Genomic DNA, 17773 nt, shown 5'->3' on the forward strand with positions numbered 1-17773 from the left:
TACCTCCTATTCTTCAAATTCAACTAAATCACCAAACAGTTCAACTGCTAAAGCCTGCGCATCATTTAATTCAGGCTGATTATCTTCTACATCACCAATATGATGGAGAACAATTGGCTGTGGTTTTGGTAAAGTTCCAGAGCGCATCATTTTAATATATGTATTTCTAAGTTCTGTCCAATTACTACTTTTTACAGCAATAAAATCATAACTTTCACCTAAAACTTCTGTTAAAAACTTCTTCAACTGATGATAGTTTCTAGTTTCGTTTACTTCATTAACATTTGGCTGATGTTCAAAAGCAATAATAATACCACCTTCACAAGCAGCAACCGGAGTTCCATCGCAAAGCATTGAAGCAAATTTTGCTGTATTTAAATTAAAACGATAACGAGCAATTACTGACCATTTTTCTTTAATTTCATTTAAAACAGTTCGTTTTGCTTGAACTAAAATATTTAATATGTCATCAAATGATACTTCAACATTAACTATTTCTTTCTTTTCTGTTTTTACAGGTTTACTTTCTACTTCTATCGATTCAATTGGATTATTAACTTCTTCGCTATATGTTAAATCTTCAGGATAATAATCAGGCTCATTAATAGGTTCATTATAATATTCGTCTTCTTGGATATCAATAATTGGTTGCTGTTGTACATTATTTTGATTATCAATACCTGCTTCTTGTTGATTATTATTTTGAACATCAGCAGATATATTTTCTTGAATATCATTTTCAACTACTGATGTTGCTTTTGAAGTATGGTCAACTTGTAAAACAGGTGTATTTTCTACATTAATTTTATTTTCATCTTTGACTTTATTACAAATTTTAAGCATTGCTAGTTCAAAATATGTATTAGCATTAACTGATTGACTATAATGTGAACTAGCATCAATTAAAATATCAATGATTTCAAATGCTTCTTCTACTAGAATATATGGTGCTAAATTATCAACATCTTGTTTAGTTAAGACAAATAAAATAGAAATATCCAGAGTATTTTTATAAATAATAATATCTTTTAAAACGTCAATTAAATCAAACGTTAATCTTTTAATATCTATACTACCGCTTAGCATGTTTTCAAGCGACTCTAAAACACCCTTGATATCTTTAGATAATAATTGCTTAATAAACTTAATTTTATTATCCATTGATAATAAGCCATATACTTCATTTACGTTAGCGACCGTAAGTTCATTATTAAAAGCTAAACACTGCTCTAAGATACTTAAAGCATCACGCATTCCCCCATCAGCTAGTTTTGCAACTAATTCTAGAGCTTTAAGGTCATATTTTTTTTGTTCAGATTTTAAAACAAATTCTAATCGCTCAACGATATCATGATCATCAACTTTTTTAAAATCAAAACGCTGACATCTAGAAATAATAGTTGGTAAAATTTTATGAGGTTCTGTTGTCGCTAAAATAAAAACAATATGAGCAGGTGGTTCTTCTAATGTTTTTAATAAAGCATTGAAAGCTCCTGGTGACATCATATGAACTTCATCAATAATATAAACTTTATATTTACCGTTTATAGGTGCATATTTTACTTTATCAATTAAATCACGTACTTCATCAACACCATTATTACTAGCAGCATCTATTTCAATAACATCAGGATGCTCCCCTGCAGTTATAGCCTTGCAATTAGGACAATTGTCACATGGTGGATTTTCCCCGGTACAATTTAAAGCTTTTGCTAATAATTTAGCGATAGTTGTTTTTCCGGTTCCACGAGGACCAGCAAACAAATAAGCATGACCAATCCGATTTTCTTTAATAGCATTTTTTAATGTTGTAACTATATGTTCTTGTCCCGCAACTTCTTCAAATGTTTGAGGTCGATATGACCGATATAAAGCTTTATATGACATCACTAATTCACTCCTCACTTTTACCTATTATACTATATAATCGATAAAAAAAGGATAAAATTATTAACTTTTATCCTTCTTTCGTTTATTTTTAAAATAATCTTTAATTACTTTAGAGCACTGTTCTTCTAAAATGCCAGGTATAATTTCTGGATGATGGTTGACAGGCTTTTCACTTTGATAAATACTCGTTAAAGCTAACCACCTTGATTCATAGGCTCCAAAAACAACTTTCTTTATCCGACTATTTATTATTGCTCCAGAACACATTACGCAAGGTTCTAAAGTTACATATAAAGTACATTCATCAAGATACCATGAATCTAACTTTTTACAAGCTTCTTCAATTGCTAAAATTTCTGCATGAGCTGTAGCTAATTTGCTAGTTTGTCGTAAATTATGACTACTACTAATAATTTGATTATCTTTAACAATAATAGCTCCCACAGGCACTTCATCTTTTTCAAGACATTTTAAAGCTTCCAAATATGCAATCTTCATAAATTCAATATCTTGATCCATAATTTTTCTCCTTTATACAAAAAACCACTACACATAGACGGTTATTCTTAATGCTGCTACCTTCCGGTCCTGACATGGTTCGAAGCCGCCTATTGTAATGGCAAATATGATTATATCTTATCTATTAAATAATTTCAATCATTTTTATTATTTATTTATTAAATGTATATTATCATTAACTATAAAAATAAGTTTTACATAGCTTCATTTAATAATAATTGTTTTTCATCATTATCATTAAAAGCGATTTTCTTCAATCCTGGTTCAAACCATTTAGTAAAAAGACCAATTAATTTTCCTGTTAATAAAGCTGAAATCAATGTTCCTTCTCTAATTGCTGTTACTCCGCCTAAGAAAATTAAAGAAATGATAACACCAATTAAAACAAATAAGCAATCACAAATAATTTTAATTTTAGAAAAAGGCATATTTAAACGTTCACTAAGTGCTAAATTTAATCCTTCTGGAGCATTAGGAACAATATCCATAATAATATATATAGTTGCTCCAAAAGCACATATTATTATTCCTAAAATCATTAAAATAAATTGACTTGTATATGTTTGCGGATTTAAACCACTTAACATTTGACCAGTGAAGTCAACAAAAAAGCCAAATGCAAAACTAAATGGTGCTTGTAATAAATTCTTTTTCTTAAAATTTTTTTTAAAACCAAAATTTGAATTAATACAAAAATTACATATGTAACAATTGTAATTGTTCCTAAACTAATATTAACTGCCTCACTTAATGGTAAAGTAAATGCAGAAACTGGTGAAATTCCTAAACCAGAAATTATTGATAAATTAATTCCAATTGTAATAATAAATAAGCCTATAAAATATAATCCAACACGATTTACTAATTTCATTTTTAACCTCCTAATCTAATAAAAAAAGTAGGTACCTATTTGACACCTACATCATATCGTTAATATTTAATTATGTCTAATACTTATTTTTTATTACTAATTATACATTAAAAGCATTGATGATTATTATTTAATCATATTTTTTCGATCAAATTCTTCCATTTCTTCTTTAGTAACAATCGCATCCTGACATCGTCCACAATCACTACAACCATTACATATCAGCCTTGAACCACATTCTTTACACTTTTGACGATAATGCATTATATACTCATCTTTAGTAAGATTGAATTTAATTGGTTTACCGTAATTTTGAAGTTTTGATTTATAAGCTAATTGACTTTGTTTAGCTTTTGAAGGAATACAATATCCCTTATTATTTTTTATAAAATAGGTTCCTGTTTCAATAAAACAAAATTTTATATTCCTTTTTTTAGCCTGTTTATATAAATCTAAAACCCACTCATAATGGCATGGCCGACTACCTTCATAATTTTCGCCACCAACAATGATTTGTTCAATTCTATCAAAAGATAAATATTTAGAAATATCTATCGGTCCAAGTAATGGCGCACACATAATTCCTAAATGCTTAGCTGGCAAATCTAATAAAATAGGTATACGTTGATTAGCCCTTTTTTGGTTTTCACAAGTAACATTCAAAATAACATTTTCATAACCATCCTGCCAATCACTTGGAAGACACTCTTTAATTCTTTCAGCTCTTTTAGTTAGAATAAAAAACTTAACATCACTTCTTTGTTTTATAATCTGCCATACTTCATCACGCCACTTATCAGCTTCTTCAAGAAAAAAATCAGAAGCCATGCAAATTCTAATTAATTCACCGCTTTTTATCTTATACTCACCTTTACGATTTTTACTTAATGGATAATAAAAATTTTTAGTTTTATAAATATTTGAACCATCTTTGTCATATTTTTTATCCATATAAAACATATAACAATTTAAGCATCCTTCACTTATCTTTTTACATCCATGCCAAGGATTCCAAATATCATGCAAATAGCATCACTTCCTTTTATTAAATAACTTTTTCATGATACAAAGCTTTTAAAATGCCATCATTTTCAATTGTATCAGTAACATAAGTTGCTTTTTCCTTTAAAACATCAACAGCATTTCCCATCGCAATACAATGACCAGCCTCCTTAAACATAGCTTGATCATTATAACCATCACCAAAAGCATATGCTTGATCTTTAGAAATTTCAAAATATTTCAATAAATAAGCAATAGCACTTCCTTTATCAAAACAAATTGTTGAACAATCACAAGAACCAGTACCACCATGATCATTTATTATCAAATCATCTTTAAATTCTGCTATTAATTGATCACGTTGTTTAATATTTTGATAAAATAAATCAAATGTATAAAAATCCTGATCAAGTTTTTGCTGGCTAATCTTATCATTACCATATTCTTTTTTAGATTCTTCAATTTGCTTTTGATTAAGATTAAAAGCATACGCTTTTTCATCAGACATAAATAATGCCCCACAATTTAATTTACTAATCTTATTTTGATAATAATTCAAATCACTTTCACTAAGTACTTCACCGTGTAATTTTTTATCTTGATAAATTATATATCTTCCATTACATGTTACATAACCACTTACTAAATCTTTAAACATATTTTTAGCATAAAATGGTGCTCGTCCTGTACAAATAAAGACTAGATATCCCTTTTCTTTAAGTTTTTTTAGGGCTTCAATATTACCTTTAGGAATCACACCTTTAATAGCTAAAGTACCATCAATATCAAAAAAGAATATCTTTTTCATTTTTTCCTCCATTTCAAATCATATATTTTTACACTAACTTCTTAAATATTATTTAAACAAATTATAATTAAAAATAAAAGATACTAAATTAAAATAATAGTGCTCTTTAAGCACTATTATCATAAATATAAATTCATTAATTGAGCATCATAATATTCATCATCGATTTTAAAATAATTTTCATATATTCCAATCGTTTCAAAACCAAATTTTTCATATAATTTAATTGCATTTTCATTAGTAGTAATAACTTCCAATTCAATAATTTCAATATCATTTTCAATAGCATAACCAATAGCCGCAGCTAATAAAGAACTACCAATACCTTGATGCCAATATTCTTTTAATACTGAAATACCTAAATTACTACGATGTTTAATTCTAGCTTTAGATTCACCAGATAAACTTACCATCCCTACTATCTTATTTCCATCTTTAGCAAGGATCATAACCGAATTAATGCTATTATGAATTTCATTTATTAACTGCATTTCTTGTAATTCATTAATTTCTAATTCATTTTTGCCAAAAGTTAAGTTATTAGTTTGACTAGCAATAACATTTAAATATCCTATTATATCTTTAGCATCTAAACTTGTTGCTTCATAATAATCGATTTCCACAATTTTTCTCCTTGTATAATTATCTTTTTAATTGCCACCTGCTTATAAACTGCATTAAAATATAAGCAATTAAAGCAAAACCTAAAATAATTATAATATCTATAAAGATTGGAAGCAATGACTCTAAAGTAAAACTTGTTAGTTTTACAATCTCGTTATTAGCTTTAATAAACCAATACGATGGTAAACATTTACCAATAGTTAATACTAACGGACTAAGCATACTTTGAGGTACAAAAGCACCACAAAGAAAACTTGAACCTAACGAAAAAACATTACCTATTCCACTTAATATTTCACGATTACTAGTAATTTTAGTAATTAGAAAACTTAAAACCTCAATAAAAATCAATAGAGCAAATGAATTTAGCACTAATAAAGCACCATTAATTGTAAACATAGCTTTTGGATAAAGAATGAAACTAATTGATATATATAACAGCCAAAGTAATAATCCTAATGTACAGTTTCCTAATAATAATTGTCGATTCATCTTTTTATAACTAATTGGAGCTATTAAATTTCTACGCATAATTTTTTCTTCATTAAAAGAAACCATAACCATAGAAATAATTACTATTGCAATTGTAAGTAACATATAGTTTAAAAAATTATAATATGTAGTTACCATAGTAAAATCAACATCACTTTTTTGCTCTAACATTGATACATCGGCCTTATTACTAAGATCTTGTTTAATCAAAGTACTTATTTGATTTTCATCAACTCCTGCTTGTAAATATAGATTAGCAGTATTTAAAAACCGATTTAATAAATTCTTACTATAAACACTATTATAAGCATCCGGTAATTCCATCGTTTCAATATCAACATTTTTACCAGCAATAAAATCATTAGTATAGTTTTCAGGGACGATCATAATATAATCAACTTTACGATAAAACAAAGCATCACGTAAAGCTTCTTCATTATCCTGCAATTCAACTAAATTACCATTATCACCAACATAATCTTTTAAACTGTCAATTAACCAGGTATTACTATCATGATTGATGATAGCAACATTAATATCTGTTGCCTGATAATCAATAGATGATGAATTAAATGTTCCTACAAAAATTGTCATTACTAAAAATATTACAGTATATAAGAGGATAAGCGGTGTATACGTATTAGCAACTTTTAAATATTTTTTAAATACTATCATACTGTTTCCTCCGTGCTATTATTAATGAACCTAATAACAATATTAAACCTATTATAAATAAACAAATCATGTTGGTTGTATAACGATTTAAATTATCGTAATAATATAGAGCATACAAGCCATCAGTGATTAAGTTAACTGGATTTAGGTACGAAAATATTGGTAAATTATTTTGGATCCAGTATTTTATATCCATGATCATCATTCCGGAAAAAAATGATAATATTAATGAAAAACTAGATAAAAAGGAAATTTTATTATCTTCATTTTTAAACTTAAGAACATTTCCAGTAAAATTACCTAATGCAATTCCCGTAAAGCAACCAATTGCAATTAATAAAATTATATAACTTATTTGATTTCCAAAATTAACTTTTAATCCAAATACTAAATAGGCCATTAAAACCATCATGATTGAAAATTGAATAATAAATGATGTAATAAGACTAGATATAATTGTAACTAGTTTAGAAATCGGTGAAATATTAATTCTTGTTCCCTGTCTTGATAAATTAGCCTCAATTTGGCTATTAGCTCGAAGTCCACAAAAACTAGCATTTAAACAATTCATCCCTATTAACGTATAAAAATAAATAACTGTTGAATCAGTATTTTTACCAATATCAATTTGTTTAAAATGATTTTGATTTAAATCAAGCTGATTTAAAATATTATTATAAATTATATCTGGATTAATTGAACCAATATTATTTATTGTACTTTGTAAACTCAAATATTCATTAATAATACTTTCTAAAATCGTTTCATTAATACCACTATCATTAACAATCAATTCAATACTACTATCAATTAAATAATAACCACTTATCTTTTCATCTTTTAATAACTCTTTAGCATCAGACAAATTTGTTATTTTTAAATTAATTAACTTATTATCATCCTGATCTAAAGATTGTAAAATTTCTTTAAAACCATTATTTTCTTGTTTTTCAACTAAAGCAACATCAACAGCATCAAAATTTTCACTACTAGTTAAATTAGAAAAAGCTAGATTGAAAAATGTTGCTAAAATAATTGGAAAAACTAACGTCCAAAAAATAACAGTTCGATTACGTAATAATGTTTTTAACTGATACTTAAAAAAATGAATAAACATTAATCTCTTAACTCTTTTCCTGTTAGATTTAAAAAGACATCATTTAGTGTTGGACGTTCACTAAATAAGCTAGTATAACTAACATTATTTTTTCTAAGATAATCAATTAAATTTTCTAAATTTCCTTCTTTGCTATAATAAGCAATATGAACAATGTTATTATTAGTAGTAACATCAATAACATTTTTATTTTCTTTTATTTGCTTAATAAAACCATTATTAATTTCATTTAACTCAATAGTAATTTTCTCTCCTAAACTAATCATATTTTTCAATTCATCAACACTACCAGAAGCAATTATTTTACCTTTATCAATAATTACAACTCGATTACACAACTGTTCGACTTCTTCCATATAATGAGTTGTATAAACAATTGTTGCCCCATCATCATTTAACTTTTTAATTCCTTCAAGAATACTATTACGACTTTGAGGATCAACAGCTACAGTCGGTTCATCTAAAAATATCAATTCCGGTTTATGAGCAATACCACAAGCAATATTCAATCTTCTAAGTAACCCGCCACTTAATTGTTTTGGTTTAAATTTTACAAATTCATTTAAACTAACTAAATCAATTGCTTCTTGAACATATTTAGCTCTTATTTTTTTATCTTTAATATATAAACCACAAAAATAATCAATATTTTCTTTAACACTTAGTTCTTCAAAAACTGCGACATCTTGAAAAACAACACCGATTTTTCTTTTAATTTGATATGCTGATGGTTTCATTTCTTGATTAAAAATCATAATTTTTCCTGAATCATATTTCAATAACGATAAAATAGTATTAATACAAGTCGATTTTCCACTACCATTTGGCCCTAACAAACCTAATATTTCACCTTGATAAACATCAAGATTAAAATCATCTAATGCGATTAAACTTCCATAGCTTTTTGTTAGATTCTTTATTTCAATTACTTTTTCCATCACTTCTTCCTCCTGCTTTTAATATAGCTATTTTTAACAGTTTCCTCCACCAACTGGAAGTTACATCTTAGCAACTATTAGTTTATTTTATAGTTGCCTTTAATTTTTCATTAATTTTTTTAGCGTCATCTTGATTTTTTATAAATACAACTGTTATTACAAAAAAATAAACCGCAATGGACATAATTAAAATAAAAATAAGACGTTCAAATTCAAAAATAGCATTATTGTATCCTAGTAAATAATTTGCTAAAGAAACAATCACAAAAATACTTAAAATTGATAAAACTGAAGTTAGCCAATCTTTTAAATCTTGATAATGGATAATATGAATTAACACATTAACCAATGCACAAATAGCAAATATAATTAAAATCAAATTATTACTCATTGTCGTATCACTTAAATTGCATAATATTGCCTGTCCTATCATTACAAAGGTATAAGAAATACAAGTTGTCGTTAAATATAGTCTTATCATCTTTTTTAATTTCATTTTATTCACCTACATTCCAAACTTCTTTTTAAAATCATTTACATAATGACGAGTAATAATTACCCGTTCATTATTTATTAAAGTTGCTTCATAACGACCATTTAAATATGCTTTTACACTTGCTAGTTTTCTTAAATTTAAAATAATAGACTTACTTATTCTAATAAAATAACGATTATCCAATTTATTTTCTAATTCATATAATCTTGAATTAGTTTCATACACTTTGTTTTTACAATAAATAAAAATATGATCCTCATTAGCTTCTAGATAATAAATATCTTCAATTTTTATTTGATAAGTTCGATCATTTAACTTTCCAATCAAATATGGCTTATCTTCAAATAATGAAACGATTTGTTTAATATTATCATCTATTTTTTTACACTTAATGATTATTTCTAATTCATTATTATCATTACAATCAATAGTTACTTTCATAGTATCCTCCTTTAATGATAGATTATCATATTGTTTTTAGGATAACTATTAAATTTAGGTAAAATGCATATAATTTAGTTAAGATGCTAAAAAAATATTATAATATAATTGCAACATTATTTTGAAAGGAGCTAATCTATGAATCTTCGCCAGCTAGAATATTTTATTGCTATTAGTGAAACAATGAATTTTACTAAAGCAGCCAACAATCTTTTTATTTCTCAAACAGCTCTTACTAAACAAATAAAATCTTTAGAAAAAGAACTAGACACGCTTTTATTTAATCGTGATAGTAAACAAATTTCATTAACAGATTCAGGAAAATATTTTTTAATAGAAGCTAAAAAAATAATTAACCAGGTCAATTTATCAAAAAACAACTTTATTAGCTATCAACAAGGAATAACAGGTAATTTAAAAATTGGCTTTTTAAAAAATTTAGATCCTAATTTATTAGTTAAGATTATTTCTAAATTAAATAAAAAATATCCCCTTTTAACAATAGAATTAAATAGTTATTCTAATCATGAACTTTATCAACAATTAGAAAGTGCCACTATCGATCTAGCATTAACTATGTCTAACCATGATCCCCGTTATCAACAGATTTTGATCAATAAATACCCCTTGGTAGTATTAGTAAATAAAAAAAGTGAATTAGCCAAGAAAGATAAACTACATCAAAGTGAACTTAATAATATTCTTTTTGATGTTCGTAAAATTGATAATCAAAATAAGTTTCCTGAGTTTGAAGGAAATTTATTAAAAATAGCCTGTAATCAAGGCTGTGCTATTCTTCATGCCTTTGTTAAAGACAATTGTTATAACCAATACATTAAAGCAATTCCTTTAGAGCCAGTAATTGAAGAAGGCATCTACTTGGTTTATGATAAAAATAATCATAATCCAGCAATTAATAATTTTGTTTCTTTAATAAAAAATAAGTTGCTAAACGTCTAATTCGTCTAGCGACTTGCTTTATTTATAATTTTCTATTAACCATTTTGCAACACCATCTTGATCATTGCTTTTAATTACTGCTGTAGCTTTTTCCTTTAATTTTGAAACAGCATTTTCCATAGCATAACATTGATCAGATATTTCAAACATCGGAATATCATTTATAGCATCACCAAAAGAAATAACTTCATCACATCCTAAAATTTCTTTTAATTTTAAAATAGCATTTGCTTTAGATGCTGATTTAGGCATAATTTCTAACCAGTATTCTTCACGGTATATTTCTTGTTGAAAAGTGATATTATAATCAGGATAATTTTTTAACTCATTATAAATTGGTTCTAATCTTTCTTTATCATTAATAATCGTAAAATAAAATATGTCACCTTGATATAACTCATCACCATTATTAGTAAGATTCATTCGATAATCATTTTTACGGTTATTTAAATAATGTTTAGTCCCAGGATGTAAATCTTCATTAATAATAGTTACTCTTTCTCTATCATTAACAAGAGCATACACCATTGGTTTAATGGAATATTTATCCATAATCTGTTTTACTAAACTAACCTGATCATTATTAAAAACATTTTTATGAATAATCTTTCCAGTTTTTCCATTAACGATAAATGCTCCATTATAAATAATTAATGGTAGATTTTTGGTTAAACCTTTAGTAACGGGAGCAGCTGAAACTAAAGAACGAGCAGTAGCATAAGTAAAAATCATTCCTCGTTCAACTAAATCGTTAATTGTTTTAATTGTATAATCACTAATATATCCTTGACTATTCAATAATGTTCCATCTAAATCACTAATATATATTCTTTTCATATAGTTAAAAAGATAACTATTTAGTAGTTATCTTTTCCTTTCCACCCATATAAGGTTGTAATGCTTTTGGTATATTTACACTACCATCTTCATTTAAATTGTTTTCAAGGAAAGCAATTAACATTCTTGGTGGTGCCACAACTGTATTATTTAAAGTGTGAGCAAAATATTTTCCTTCTTTACCTTTAATTCTAATATTTAAACGACGAGCTTGAGCATCTGTTAAATTTGAACATGAACCAACTTCAAAATATTTCTTTTGACGTGGTGACCAAGCTTCAACATCGATACTTTTTGATTTTAAATCAGCTAAATCACCAGAACAACATTCCAATGTACGAACAGGAATGTCTAATGATCTAAATAAATCAACTGTATTATTCCACAATTTATCAAACCACATTTTACTATCTTCAGGTTTACATACAACAATCATCTCTTGTTTTTCAAATTGATGAATTCGGTATACACCACGTTCTTCAATACCATGAGCACCTTTTTCTTTTCTAAAGCATGGTGAATATGAAGTATAAGTATATGGTAATTTTTCTTCATCAATAATAGTATCAATAAATTTACCAATCATTGAATGTTCAGAAGTACCAATTAAATATAAATCTTCCCCTTCGATTTTATACATCATGCTATCCATTTCTTCAAAACTCATAACTCCAGTTACAACATTGCTACGAATCATATATGGTGGTACTACATAAGTAAATCCTCGATCAATCATAAAATCACGAGCATAAGATAAAACTGCTGAATGTAAACGAGCGATATCACCCATTAAATAATAAAAACCTTGACCAGCAACACGACCAGCTGCATCCATATCAATACCATCAAATTTTTCCATAATTTCAGTATGATAAGGAATTTCAAAATCAGGAACAACAGGATCACCATATTTAGTGATTTCTACATTTTCACTATCATCTTTTCCTAATGGTACTGTTTCATCAATGAAATTAGGAATTTTCATCATAATAGCTTTTAATTCATTACCATATTTAACTTCTAATTCTTCTAATTTCTTTAATTCATCAGCCATTTCATTTACTTGTTTTTTATTATTTTCAGCTGCCTCTTTATTACCTTCACGCATAAATTTTCCAATTTCTTTAGACAATTTATTACGAACACTTCTTAGTTCACTTGCTTTAGTTACAACTTCACGATAATCTTTATCTAATTTATATGCTTCATCTACTAACCCAATCTTATCATCTTGGAATTTCTTTTTCATGTTTTCTTTTACTAAGGTTGGATTTTCTCTTAATATCGCAATATCAATCATTTTATATCTCCCTTACTTATTCTTATTTTCTAAAATTATACAATAATTATTTATCATATTCAATTGCTTTCATCGTATCTATTTATAATCATTATTTCCCAGGGAATACCACTTATACCAATATCTATGGTATAAAATCGAGATTGTATTAAAAGATTTCAAATTACTATATAACTATTCTCCTATTAATACTAAAAAAATAATTAGCATTTTTAACTATCTAATTTTATCTTAGAATGCAAAGGATCATTTTAAAACCAACTACATAATATTAATCTAATGATATTATATTCAAAATATAGTTTACATAGATATATTTGTTTTGATGCAAAATAATGAAAAGTAGCGTAAGATATTATTAGAATGTAATTTAATAAAAAATAACACTATCTATAATTATGAAAGGGAAATAATCATGTTTGAATATGAAAAAATAGAATTAGATCATAAATTACCAATAAAATTAATTGATATATATTTTGAAAATCATCAAACCAAGACAGCTAAACATTGGCATAACAGTATTGAAATTCTGATACCTGTATTAGGTGATTTAATACTTTATCTCAATACCCAAAAATTAACGATACCAGCAGGAAGTCTTTATATTATTAATTCTCAGGAGTTACACGGTATGCATCATAGTAAAAGTACAGAAATCTATAAAGGTTATGCCTTACAAATAAACTATGAGTATCTTCATTATTATTTTCCAGAAATAGATAATTATTATTTTTTACAACCTGATAAAAAACATCAAAACGAAATTTTAAATGATATTTTTCACATCATCAATGCTTATGATAATCAAAATAAATTTGTAAATATGAAAATTCATAGCTATTTGTTAGATATACTCTATATCATGTGTTCAACTGCAATTATTAAAAAACAAGATATGCCTTATGAAATTAACTCAGTCCATGATAAAAGAATTATTCAAATGACTAAGTACATAGAAGACCATTATGATGAAAAATTAACTATTGGCAATATTGCAGAACACTTTAACATGTCATCTAGATATCTTTCTCAATATTTTAAAACATATTTAAACATGACAGTTAAAGAATATATTAATTCTATCCGTCTTGAAAAAGATCATAAAGATTTATTATATACTGAATATTCACTACTTGATATTGTTATCCAAATTTAAAATTATTTATTAATGATTTTAAAAAGAAATATAAACAAACGCCTGCTAAATACCGTAAAAATATACGAAAACAACCTCAATAACCTAAGTTTTCGACCCTTTTGAAAGCGCTTTGAATTGTATAATAGATAGAGAAAGGAAAGTTTGAAAATGAAAAAAATTTTAAGTTTTTTCGTTTGTGCCATGATGATGTTTTCAACAATATCTAGTATTAATGCAAAAGATAATGTAAACATAACTGGTACATATGATATTTATGTTGAAGGTTATGATTGGGGTTGTGCAACTAGAACAATCACTTTAACTTTATCACAACCTCTTGATAATGTAACAACTGAAACATTTAATGTTGTTGAACACTCTGAAGGTTTTAATTTTGAAACAAATACTATTGAACCAAAAGAAGAAACTAGAGTAGTAGAAAATGTAATTACAGAAGGAAATACAGTAGTATTAACTCTTGCAGTTTCTCCAACTGTTAGTTCACCAGTTGTTTGGTCATTAACAACTCAATATAATACATATGTTAAAGATTATTATTTTGATATCACTTTAAAAGATGAAAGTGTTACATCAAATGGATTACCTGTTCAAGATATTACAATTGATCGTAATTATACAAATAAAACTACTGCTGCTGATAATTTTGCAGTAGATACTTATCAAGCAAGTGATGGTGTTAGCTATGATTATGCTACTTATACACCAGCAACTAATAGTGATACATTAGTAGTCTGGTTACATGGTTTAGGTGAAGGTGGTGCTTATGCTACAACTATCTCAGATAGAGAAACTGATCCTTATATTACATTATTGGCTAATAAAGCAACAGCTTTAGCTGGTGAAGAATTCCAAAATACTATTGGTAATGCTCATATTTTAGTCCCACAATGTCCTACATATTGGATGGATAATGATGGAAAAAAAAAGTAATTTTAACAATGGTAGTATAAGTGCTGATGGAACTTCTTATTATCAAAAATCATTACATGAATTAATTGCTGCATATAAAGAAAAAGTTGGAGCTACAAAAGTTGTTATTGCAGGATGTTCAAATGGTGGTTACATGACATTATTAATGGCAATGGCATATCCTGATGAATATGATGCAATTGTGCTAATTTGTGAAGCAATTCCTGATAAATTTATTAGTGATGAACAATTAGAAGGAATTAAAGATTTACCAATGTATTTCATTTATTCAAAAGATGATACAACAGTTGATCCTGAATTACATGAAATACCAACTATTAATCGTTTAAAAGAAATGCAAGCATCTAATTTACATGTTTCAACAACAGATCATGTTATTGATATGTCTGGATTATATACAGATGAAAATGGAAATCCTTATCAATATCAAGGACATTGGTCATGGATTTACTTCTATAATAATGATGCAAGTTGTGATGAATGTGGAAAAACAGCCTTTACATTTATTAAAGAAGCTATAAATGTATCAGATTCAACACAAGTAACAGATCCTGAAACAACACCTCCTGTAACAGATCAAGAAAAAACTGCTGTTAAAACAGGTGATGATGCACCAATTTATGATTATCTAACTATGGCGTTATTATTTGCTGCAGGATTTGTATATTTAAACAAGAAAAATGCTTAAAACTCAGTGTTAAAACTATTAATTTTTTAAAACAATCATAATAAATACCTATAAAAAAGCTGTGCTTTTACTATAGGTACTTTTTATTGCCATCATTTAATACTATTTACATATAAAAATATTTTTTCTTTTTTATTACCTCGGAAATAAAATATACATCTTATTAAAAATTCTTTTAATTTTAATATCTAGTTATACAAATAATATCACATAACTTTATGATAAAATAATTAAATAGATAAATTGTCCAAAGTTTAGCATTATAAATTTGGACCGATTTGGACCGATTTGGACCGATTTGGACCGATTTGGGCCGATTAATTCAAAAACAATAATAATGTTACTTCTTATTTAACTTATAGATTGTTGCCCTTCCTTTTCCTTCCATAGTTATTATCCCAGATTCTCTCATTTTTCTAGAAAAAGTTGTTGCTTGTTTTTTAGTGCATCTACATAATTCACGAATCGTTTCATTATTTATACTATCATGAGTCAATAAATACTCTATAATTAAATCTTTTGATTTTAAATATGTTACTGTTTTATCCTGAGTATATTGAACATCAGATTTTACCTTATGATATGAACTTGGCGTCATCATATACACTCGCCCAGATAATTCAATTAGCTTATACTTTTCTAAATTATTAAGAGCATGTTTAACTTCATTTTCTGATTGCTGCGTAAGTTTTTTTGCTGTTGATAGATTTATTGTCTTATTTTCAAATAAATACCTCAATATCATCAATTCGGATAAAGAAAATGTAATCATATTTTTATCTTGGGTTTCAGTTATAAACTTCACGAACCCTTCATCTTCTAATACGCTATATAATGTTAATCTAATAGCGTCATTATAAACTGTATATTCAGGATATGGTTTTCCCATAGAAACCATTTCTCTATACATAATATCAATACCCTGACCAGATCTTTGAACATAACGTAGTCGTTGTAGTGTTTCAGCTATTAATTTATTTCTCGGTAACGAAGGATGAGTAATAATATTATCTGCTGTAATATCAGCCATAAATCCTCCTGGACTCTCTATAACTAATTTATCAGAATAATGCTTAACATAGATGGAACCAGGAGAATCATAACGGCGATGTGTATATGCATTTAATAAAGCTTCTTGAAATACTTTTTCAGAAAAATCATAAATTTCCAACCTAAACAATCCTATCTGTATATTAATCAAACTATTATAATCTTGAATTTTTTCTGTCAATCTATCTAATACAGAAATAATTGGCATTTTTAAGTCTAATCTATTATCGTATTCATCACGATTATTATCGTTATAATGTAAATAAATACATTCTGCCTGAGGCAAATATTTTTTTATAGATTCTTCCTTTCCTACAAAAAGCATACCAGCAACATTTAATTTTAATCCATTGTTAGTATCAATCAATAGTGATAAATCTTTTAAAAAAGATATATCATCTAATTCTACTAAAGTAGATTGCTTATCTCTAATTTTTAATTTTTCTTTTAATTTATAAACTTCTAAAATATTAATATCATCAATTGTTGATTGTTCTATAATTTGAGCAGAATAATCTGTACTTATACTAAAATCTTCTTTAATCCCAGTAGGATTATACGGCTTTGAATTCTTACCTAATCGTTTATAATATTCTCCAGAAGTTGTACCACATAATTGCATTCCTTTTTCTACTTTAATAACAATTACATCTTTATCATTTATGCGTATAGTCTCAGCTTTAGTAAATATATTAGGTATTGTTCTATCATAAATACTTTCCACAATATTTTGCAAATCATAATTTTTACACCCTGTTATGGTCTTATCATCTTCAACACCAATTAACAAATATCCGCCATTAGAGTTTGATAAAGCTACAATTTCTTTCACACATAATTTTATAAGTTTTTTAAAATCAGGTATTTTGACCCACGATTTAAATTCTGTAGTTAGTGTTTCTCCTTGATTTATTAATTCTAATAACTGACTTGCATCCATATCAATCTCACTCCTTCGATTATTATATTATAC

At 26.6% G+C, this 17773-nt stretch carries 19 protein-coding genes and 1 other RNA gene; 4 read left to right on the forward strand and 16 right to left on the reverse strand.

Translation table 11 applies throughout. The features are described 5' to 3' along the window. Positions 1–6: 6 nt before the first annotated feature. From dnaX to ABGT36_RS13825, 13 genes are all read right to left on the reverse strand, one after another. A complete protein-coding gene (gene dnaX / locus ABGT36_RS13765; RefSeq protein WP_346678508.1) occupies positions 7–1887 on the reverse strand; it encodes a DNA polymerase III subunit gamma/tau in 1881 nt (626 codons plus the stop codon). A gap of 63 nt (positions 1888–1950) precedes the next feature. After that, a complete protein-coding gene (locus ABGT36_RS13770) occupies positions 1951–2409 on the reverse strand; it encodes a nucleoside deaminase (RefSeq protein ID WP_300629834.1) in 459 nt (152 codons plus the stop codon). Positions 2410–2427: 18 nt separating this feature from the next. Then, positions 2428–2513: signal recognition particle sRNA small type (gene ffs, locus ABGT36_RS13775), an RNA gene on the reverse strand. A gap of 90 nt (positions 2514–2603) precedes the next feature. Beyond that, positions 2604–3098 (reverse strand): DUF6198 family protein, encoded by a 495-nt coding sequence (locus ABGT36_RS13780; protein ID WP_346678661.1) that lies wholly within the window; start codon positions 3096–3098, stop codon positions 2604–2606. Further along, a complete protein-coding gene (locus tag ABGT36_RS13785; RefSeq protein ID WP_346678510.1) occupies positions 2990–3280 on the reverse strand; it encodes a hypothetical protein in 291 nt (96 codons plus the stop codon). Before ABGT36_RS13785 ends, ABGT36_RS13780 begins: the two co-directional genes overlap by 109 nt. Positions 3281–3406: 126 nt before the next feature. After that, complete coding sequence (locus tag ABGT36_RS13790; RefSeq protein ID WP_087370977.1) at positions 3407–4306, reverse strand: DUF5131 family protein; 900 nt, start codon at positions 4304–4306, stop codon at positions 3407–3409. 19 nt (positions 4307–4325) lie between these two features. Continuing rightward, positions 4326–5090, reverse strand: a complete 765-nt coding sequence (locus ABGT36_RS13795; protein WP_296881811.1) for an HAD family hydrolase — start codon at positions 5088–5090, stop codon at positions 4326–4328. Between the two features lie 119 nt (positions 5091–5209). Continuing rightward, positions 5210–5713 carry a GNAT family N-acetyltransferase gene (locus ABGT36_RS13800; protein WP_087301963.1) on the reverse strand — a complete coding sequence of 168 codons (504 nt, stop codon included), beginning with the start codon at positions 5711–5713 and terminating at the stop codon, positions 5210–5212. 19 nt (positions 5714–5732) lie between these two features. Next, on the reverse strand, positions 5733–6881 hold the full coding sequence (locus ABGT36_RS13805; RefSeq protein WP_087370985.1) for an ABC transporter permease: 1149 nt from the start codon (positions 6879–6881) through the stop codon (positions 5733–5735). Further along, on the reverse strand, positions 6868–7998 hold the full coding sequence (locus tag ABGT36_RS13810; RefSeq protein WP_346678513.1) for an ABC transporter permease: 1131 nt from the start codon (positions 7996–7998) through the stop codon (positions 6868–6870). Before ABGT36_RS13810 ends, ABGT36_RS13805 begins: the two co-directional genes overlap by 14 nt. Further along, on the reverse strand, positions 7998–8936 hold the full coding sequence (locus ABGT36_RS13815) for an ABC transporter ATP-binding protein (RefSeq protein WP_346678515.1): 939 nt from the start codon (positions 8934–8936) through the stop codon (positions 7998–8000). The genes ABGT36_RS13810 and ABGT36_RS13815 overlap by 1 nt, the downstream gene beginning before the upstream one ends. An 82-nt stretch (positions 8937–9018) precedes the next feature. Further along, complete coding sequence (locus tag ABGT36_RS13820; RefSeq protein WP_087301955.1) at positions 9019–9432, reverse strand: DUF3021 family protein; 414 nt, start codon at positions 9430–9432, stop codon at positions 9019–9021. Positions 9433–9441: 9 nt separating this feature from the next. After that, entirely contained in the window at positions 9442–9873 is a 432-nt protein-coding gene (locus ABGT36_RS13825; RefSeq protein ID WP_087301953.1) for a LytTR family DNA-binding domain-containing protein, read from the reverse strand. 138 nt (positions 9874–10011) lie between these two features. Between ABGT36_RS13825 and ABGT36_RS13830 the strand changes: the two genes are divergently transcribed. Then, complete coding sequence (locus ABGT36_RS13830) at positions 10012–10833, forward strand: LysR family transcriptional regulator (RefSeq protein ID WP_087370997.1); 822 nt, start codon at positions 10012–10014, stop codon at positions 10831–10833. Positions 10834–10851: 18 nt separating this feature from the next. On the opposite strand, the gene ABGT36_RS13835 is transcribed toward ABGT36_RS13830, so the two are convergent. Beyond that, entirely contained in the window at positions 10852–11670 is an 819-nt protein-coding gene (locus ABGT36_RS13835; protein WP_346678517.1) for an HAD family hydrolase, read from the reverse strand. A 16-nt stretch (positions 11671–11686) separates the two neighbouring features. Further along, the gene (serS, locus tag ABGT36_RS13840; protein WP_087301943.1) at positions 11687–12970 is read right to left on the reverse strand and encodes a serine--tRNA ligase; all 1284 of its coding nucleotides are present in this window, start codon (positions 12968–12970) and stop codon (positions 11687–11689) included. 415 nt (positions 12971–13385) lie between these two features. Between serS and ABGT36_RS13845 the strand changes: the two genes are divergently transcribed. From ABGT36_RS13845 to ABGT36_RS13855, 3 genes are all read left to right on the forward strand, one after another. Beyond that, positions 13386–14129: an AraC family transcriptional regulator gene (locus tag ABGT36_RS13845; RefSeq protein WP_346678519.1), complete on the forward strand. Its 744-nt coding sequence runs from the start codon at positions 13386–13388 to the stop codon at positions 14127–14129. A 150-nt stretch (positions 14130–14279) separates the two neighbouring features. After that, positions 14280–15062 (forward strand): hypothetical protein, encoded by a 783-nt coding sequence (locus ABGT36_RS13850; RefSeq protein WP_346678521.1) that lies wholly within the window; start codon positions 14280–14282, stop codon positions 15060–15062. Then, positions 15046–15750 carry an alpha/beta fold hydrolase gene (locus tag ABGT36_RS13855; RefSeq protein ID WP_346678523.1) on the forward strand — a complete coding sequence of 235 codons (705 nt, stop codon included), beginning with the start codon at positions 15046–15048 and terminating at the stop codon, positions 15748–15750. The genes ABGT36_RS13850 and ABGT36_RS13855 overlap by 17 nt, the downstream gene beginning before the upstream one ends. A 340-nt stretch (positions 15751–16090) precedes the next feature. Here the strand turns inward: ABGT36_RS13855 and ABGT36_RS13860 are convergent, their stop codons facing one another. Then, the gene (locus ABGT36_RS13860; RefSeq protein WP_300629801.1) at positions 16091–17740 is read right to left on the reverse strand and encodes an RNA-binding domain-containing protein; all 1650 of its coding nucleotides are present in this window, start codon (positions 17738–17740) and stop codon (positions 16091–16093) included. Between the last annotated feature and the right edge of the window lie 33 nt (positions 17741–17773).

It is taken from the genome of Erysipelatoclostridium sp. An173 (genome assembly GCF_963931465.1).
In the GTDB taxonomy this organism is placed as follows: Bacteria; Bacillota_I; Bacilli_A; order Erysipelotrichales; family Coprobacillaceae; genus Thomasclavelia; species Thomasclavelia merdavium.

What these genes read in the sequence shown, in the direction of transcription:
- dnaX (WP_346678508.1), bottom strand. Translation starts at nt 1,887, where the DNA reads ATGTCATATAAAGCTTTATATCGGTCATATCGACCTCAAACATTTGAA.
- ABGT36_RS13770 (WP_300629834.1), bottom strand. Translation starts at nt 2,409, where the DNA reads ATGGATCAAGATATTGAATTTATGAAGATTGCATATTTGGAAGCTTTA.
- ABGT36_RS13785 (WP_346678510.1), bottom strand. Translation starts at nt 3,280, where the DNA reads ATGAAATTAGTAAATCGTGTTGGATTATATTTTATAGGCTTATTTATT.
- ABGT36_RS13795 (WP_296881811.1), bottom strand. Translation starts at nt 5,090, where the DNA reads ATGAAAAAGATATTCTTTTTTGATATTGATGGTACTTTAGCTATTAAA.
- ABGT36_RS13805 (WP_087370985.1), bottom strand. Translation starts at nt 6,881, where the DNA reads ATGATAGTATTTAAAAAATATTTAAAAGTTGCTAATACGTATACACCG.
- ABGT36_RS13810 (WP_346678513.1), bottom strand. Translation starts at nt 7,998, where the DNA reads ATGTTTATTCATTTTTTTAAGTATCAGTTAAAAACATTATTACGTAAT.
- ABGT36_RS13815 (WP_346678515.1), bottom strand. Translation starts at nt 8,936, where the DNA reads ATGGAAAAAGTAATTGAAATAAAGAATCTAACAAAAAGCTATGGAAGT.
- ABGT36_RS13820 (WP_087301955.1), bottom strand. Translation starts at nt 9,432, where the DNA reads ATGAAATTAAAAAAGATGATAAGACTATATTTAACGACAACTTGTATT.
- ABGT36_RS13825 (WP_087301953.1), bottom strand. Translation starts at nt 9,873, where the DNA reads ATGAAAGTAACTATTGATTGTAATGATAATAATGAATTAGAAATAATC.
- ABGT36_RS13830 (WP_087370997.1), top strand. Translation starts at nt 10,012, where the DNA reads ATGAATCTTCGCCAGCTAGAATATTTTATTGCTATTAGTGAAACAATG.
- ABGT36_RS13835 (WP_346678517.1), bottom strand. Translation starts at nt 11,670, where the DNA reads ATGAAAAGAATATATATTAGTGATTTAGATGGAACATTATTGAATAGT.
- serS (WP_087301943.1), bottom strand. Translation starts at nt 12,970, where the DNA reads ATGATTGATATTGCGATATTAAGAGAAAATCCAACCTTAGTAAAAGAA.
- ABGT36_RS13845 (WP_346678519.1), top strand. Translation starts at nt 13,386, where the DNA reads ATGTTTGAATATGAAAAAATAGAATTAGATCATAAATTACCAATAAAA.
- ABGT36_RS13850 (WP_346678521.1), top strand. Translation starts at nt 14,280, where the DNA reads ATGAAAAAAATTTTAAGTTTTTTCGTTTGTGCCATGATGATGTTTTCA.
- ABGT36_RS13855 (WP_346678523.1), top strand. Translation starts at nt 15,046, where the DNA reads ATGGAAAAAAAAAGTAATTTTAACAATGGTAGTATAAGTGCTGATGGA.
- ABGT36_RS13860 (WP_300629801.1), bottom strand. Translation starts at nt 17,740, where the DNA reads ATGGATGCAAGTCAGTTATTAGAATTAATAAATCAAGGAGAAACACTA.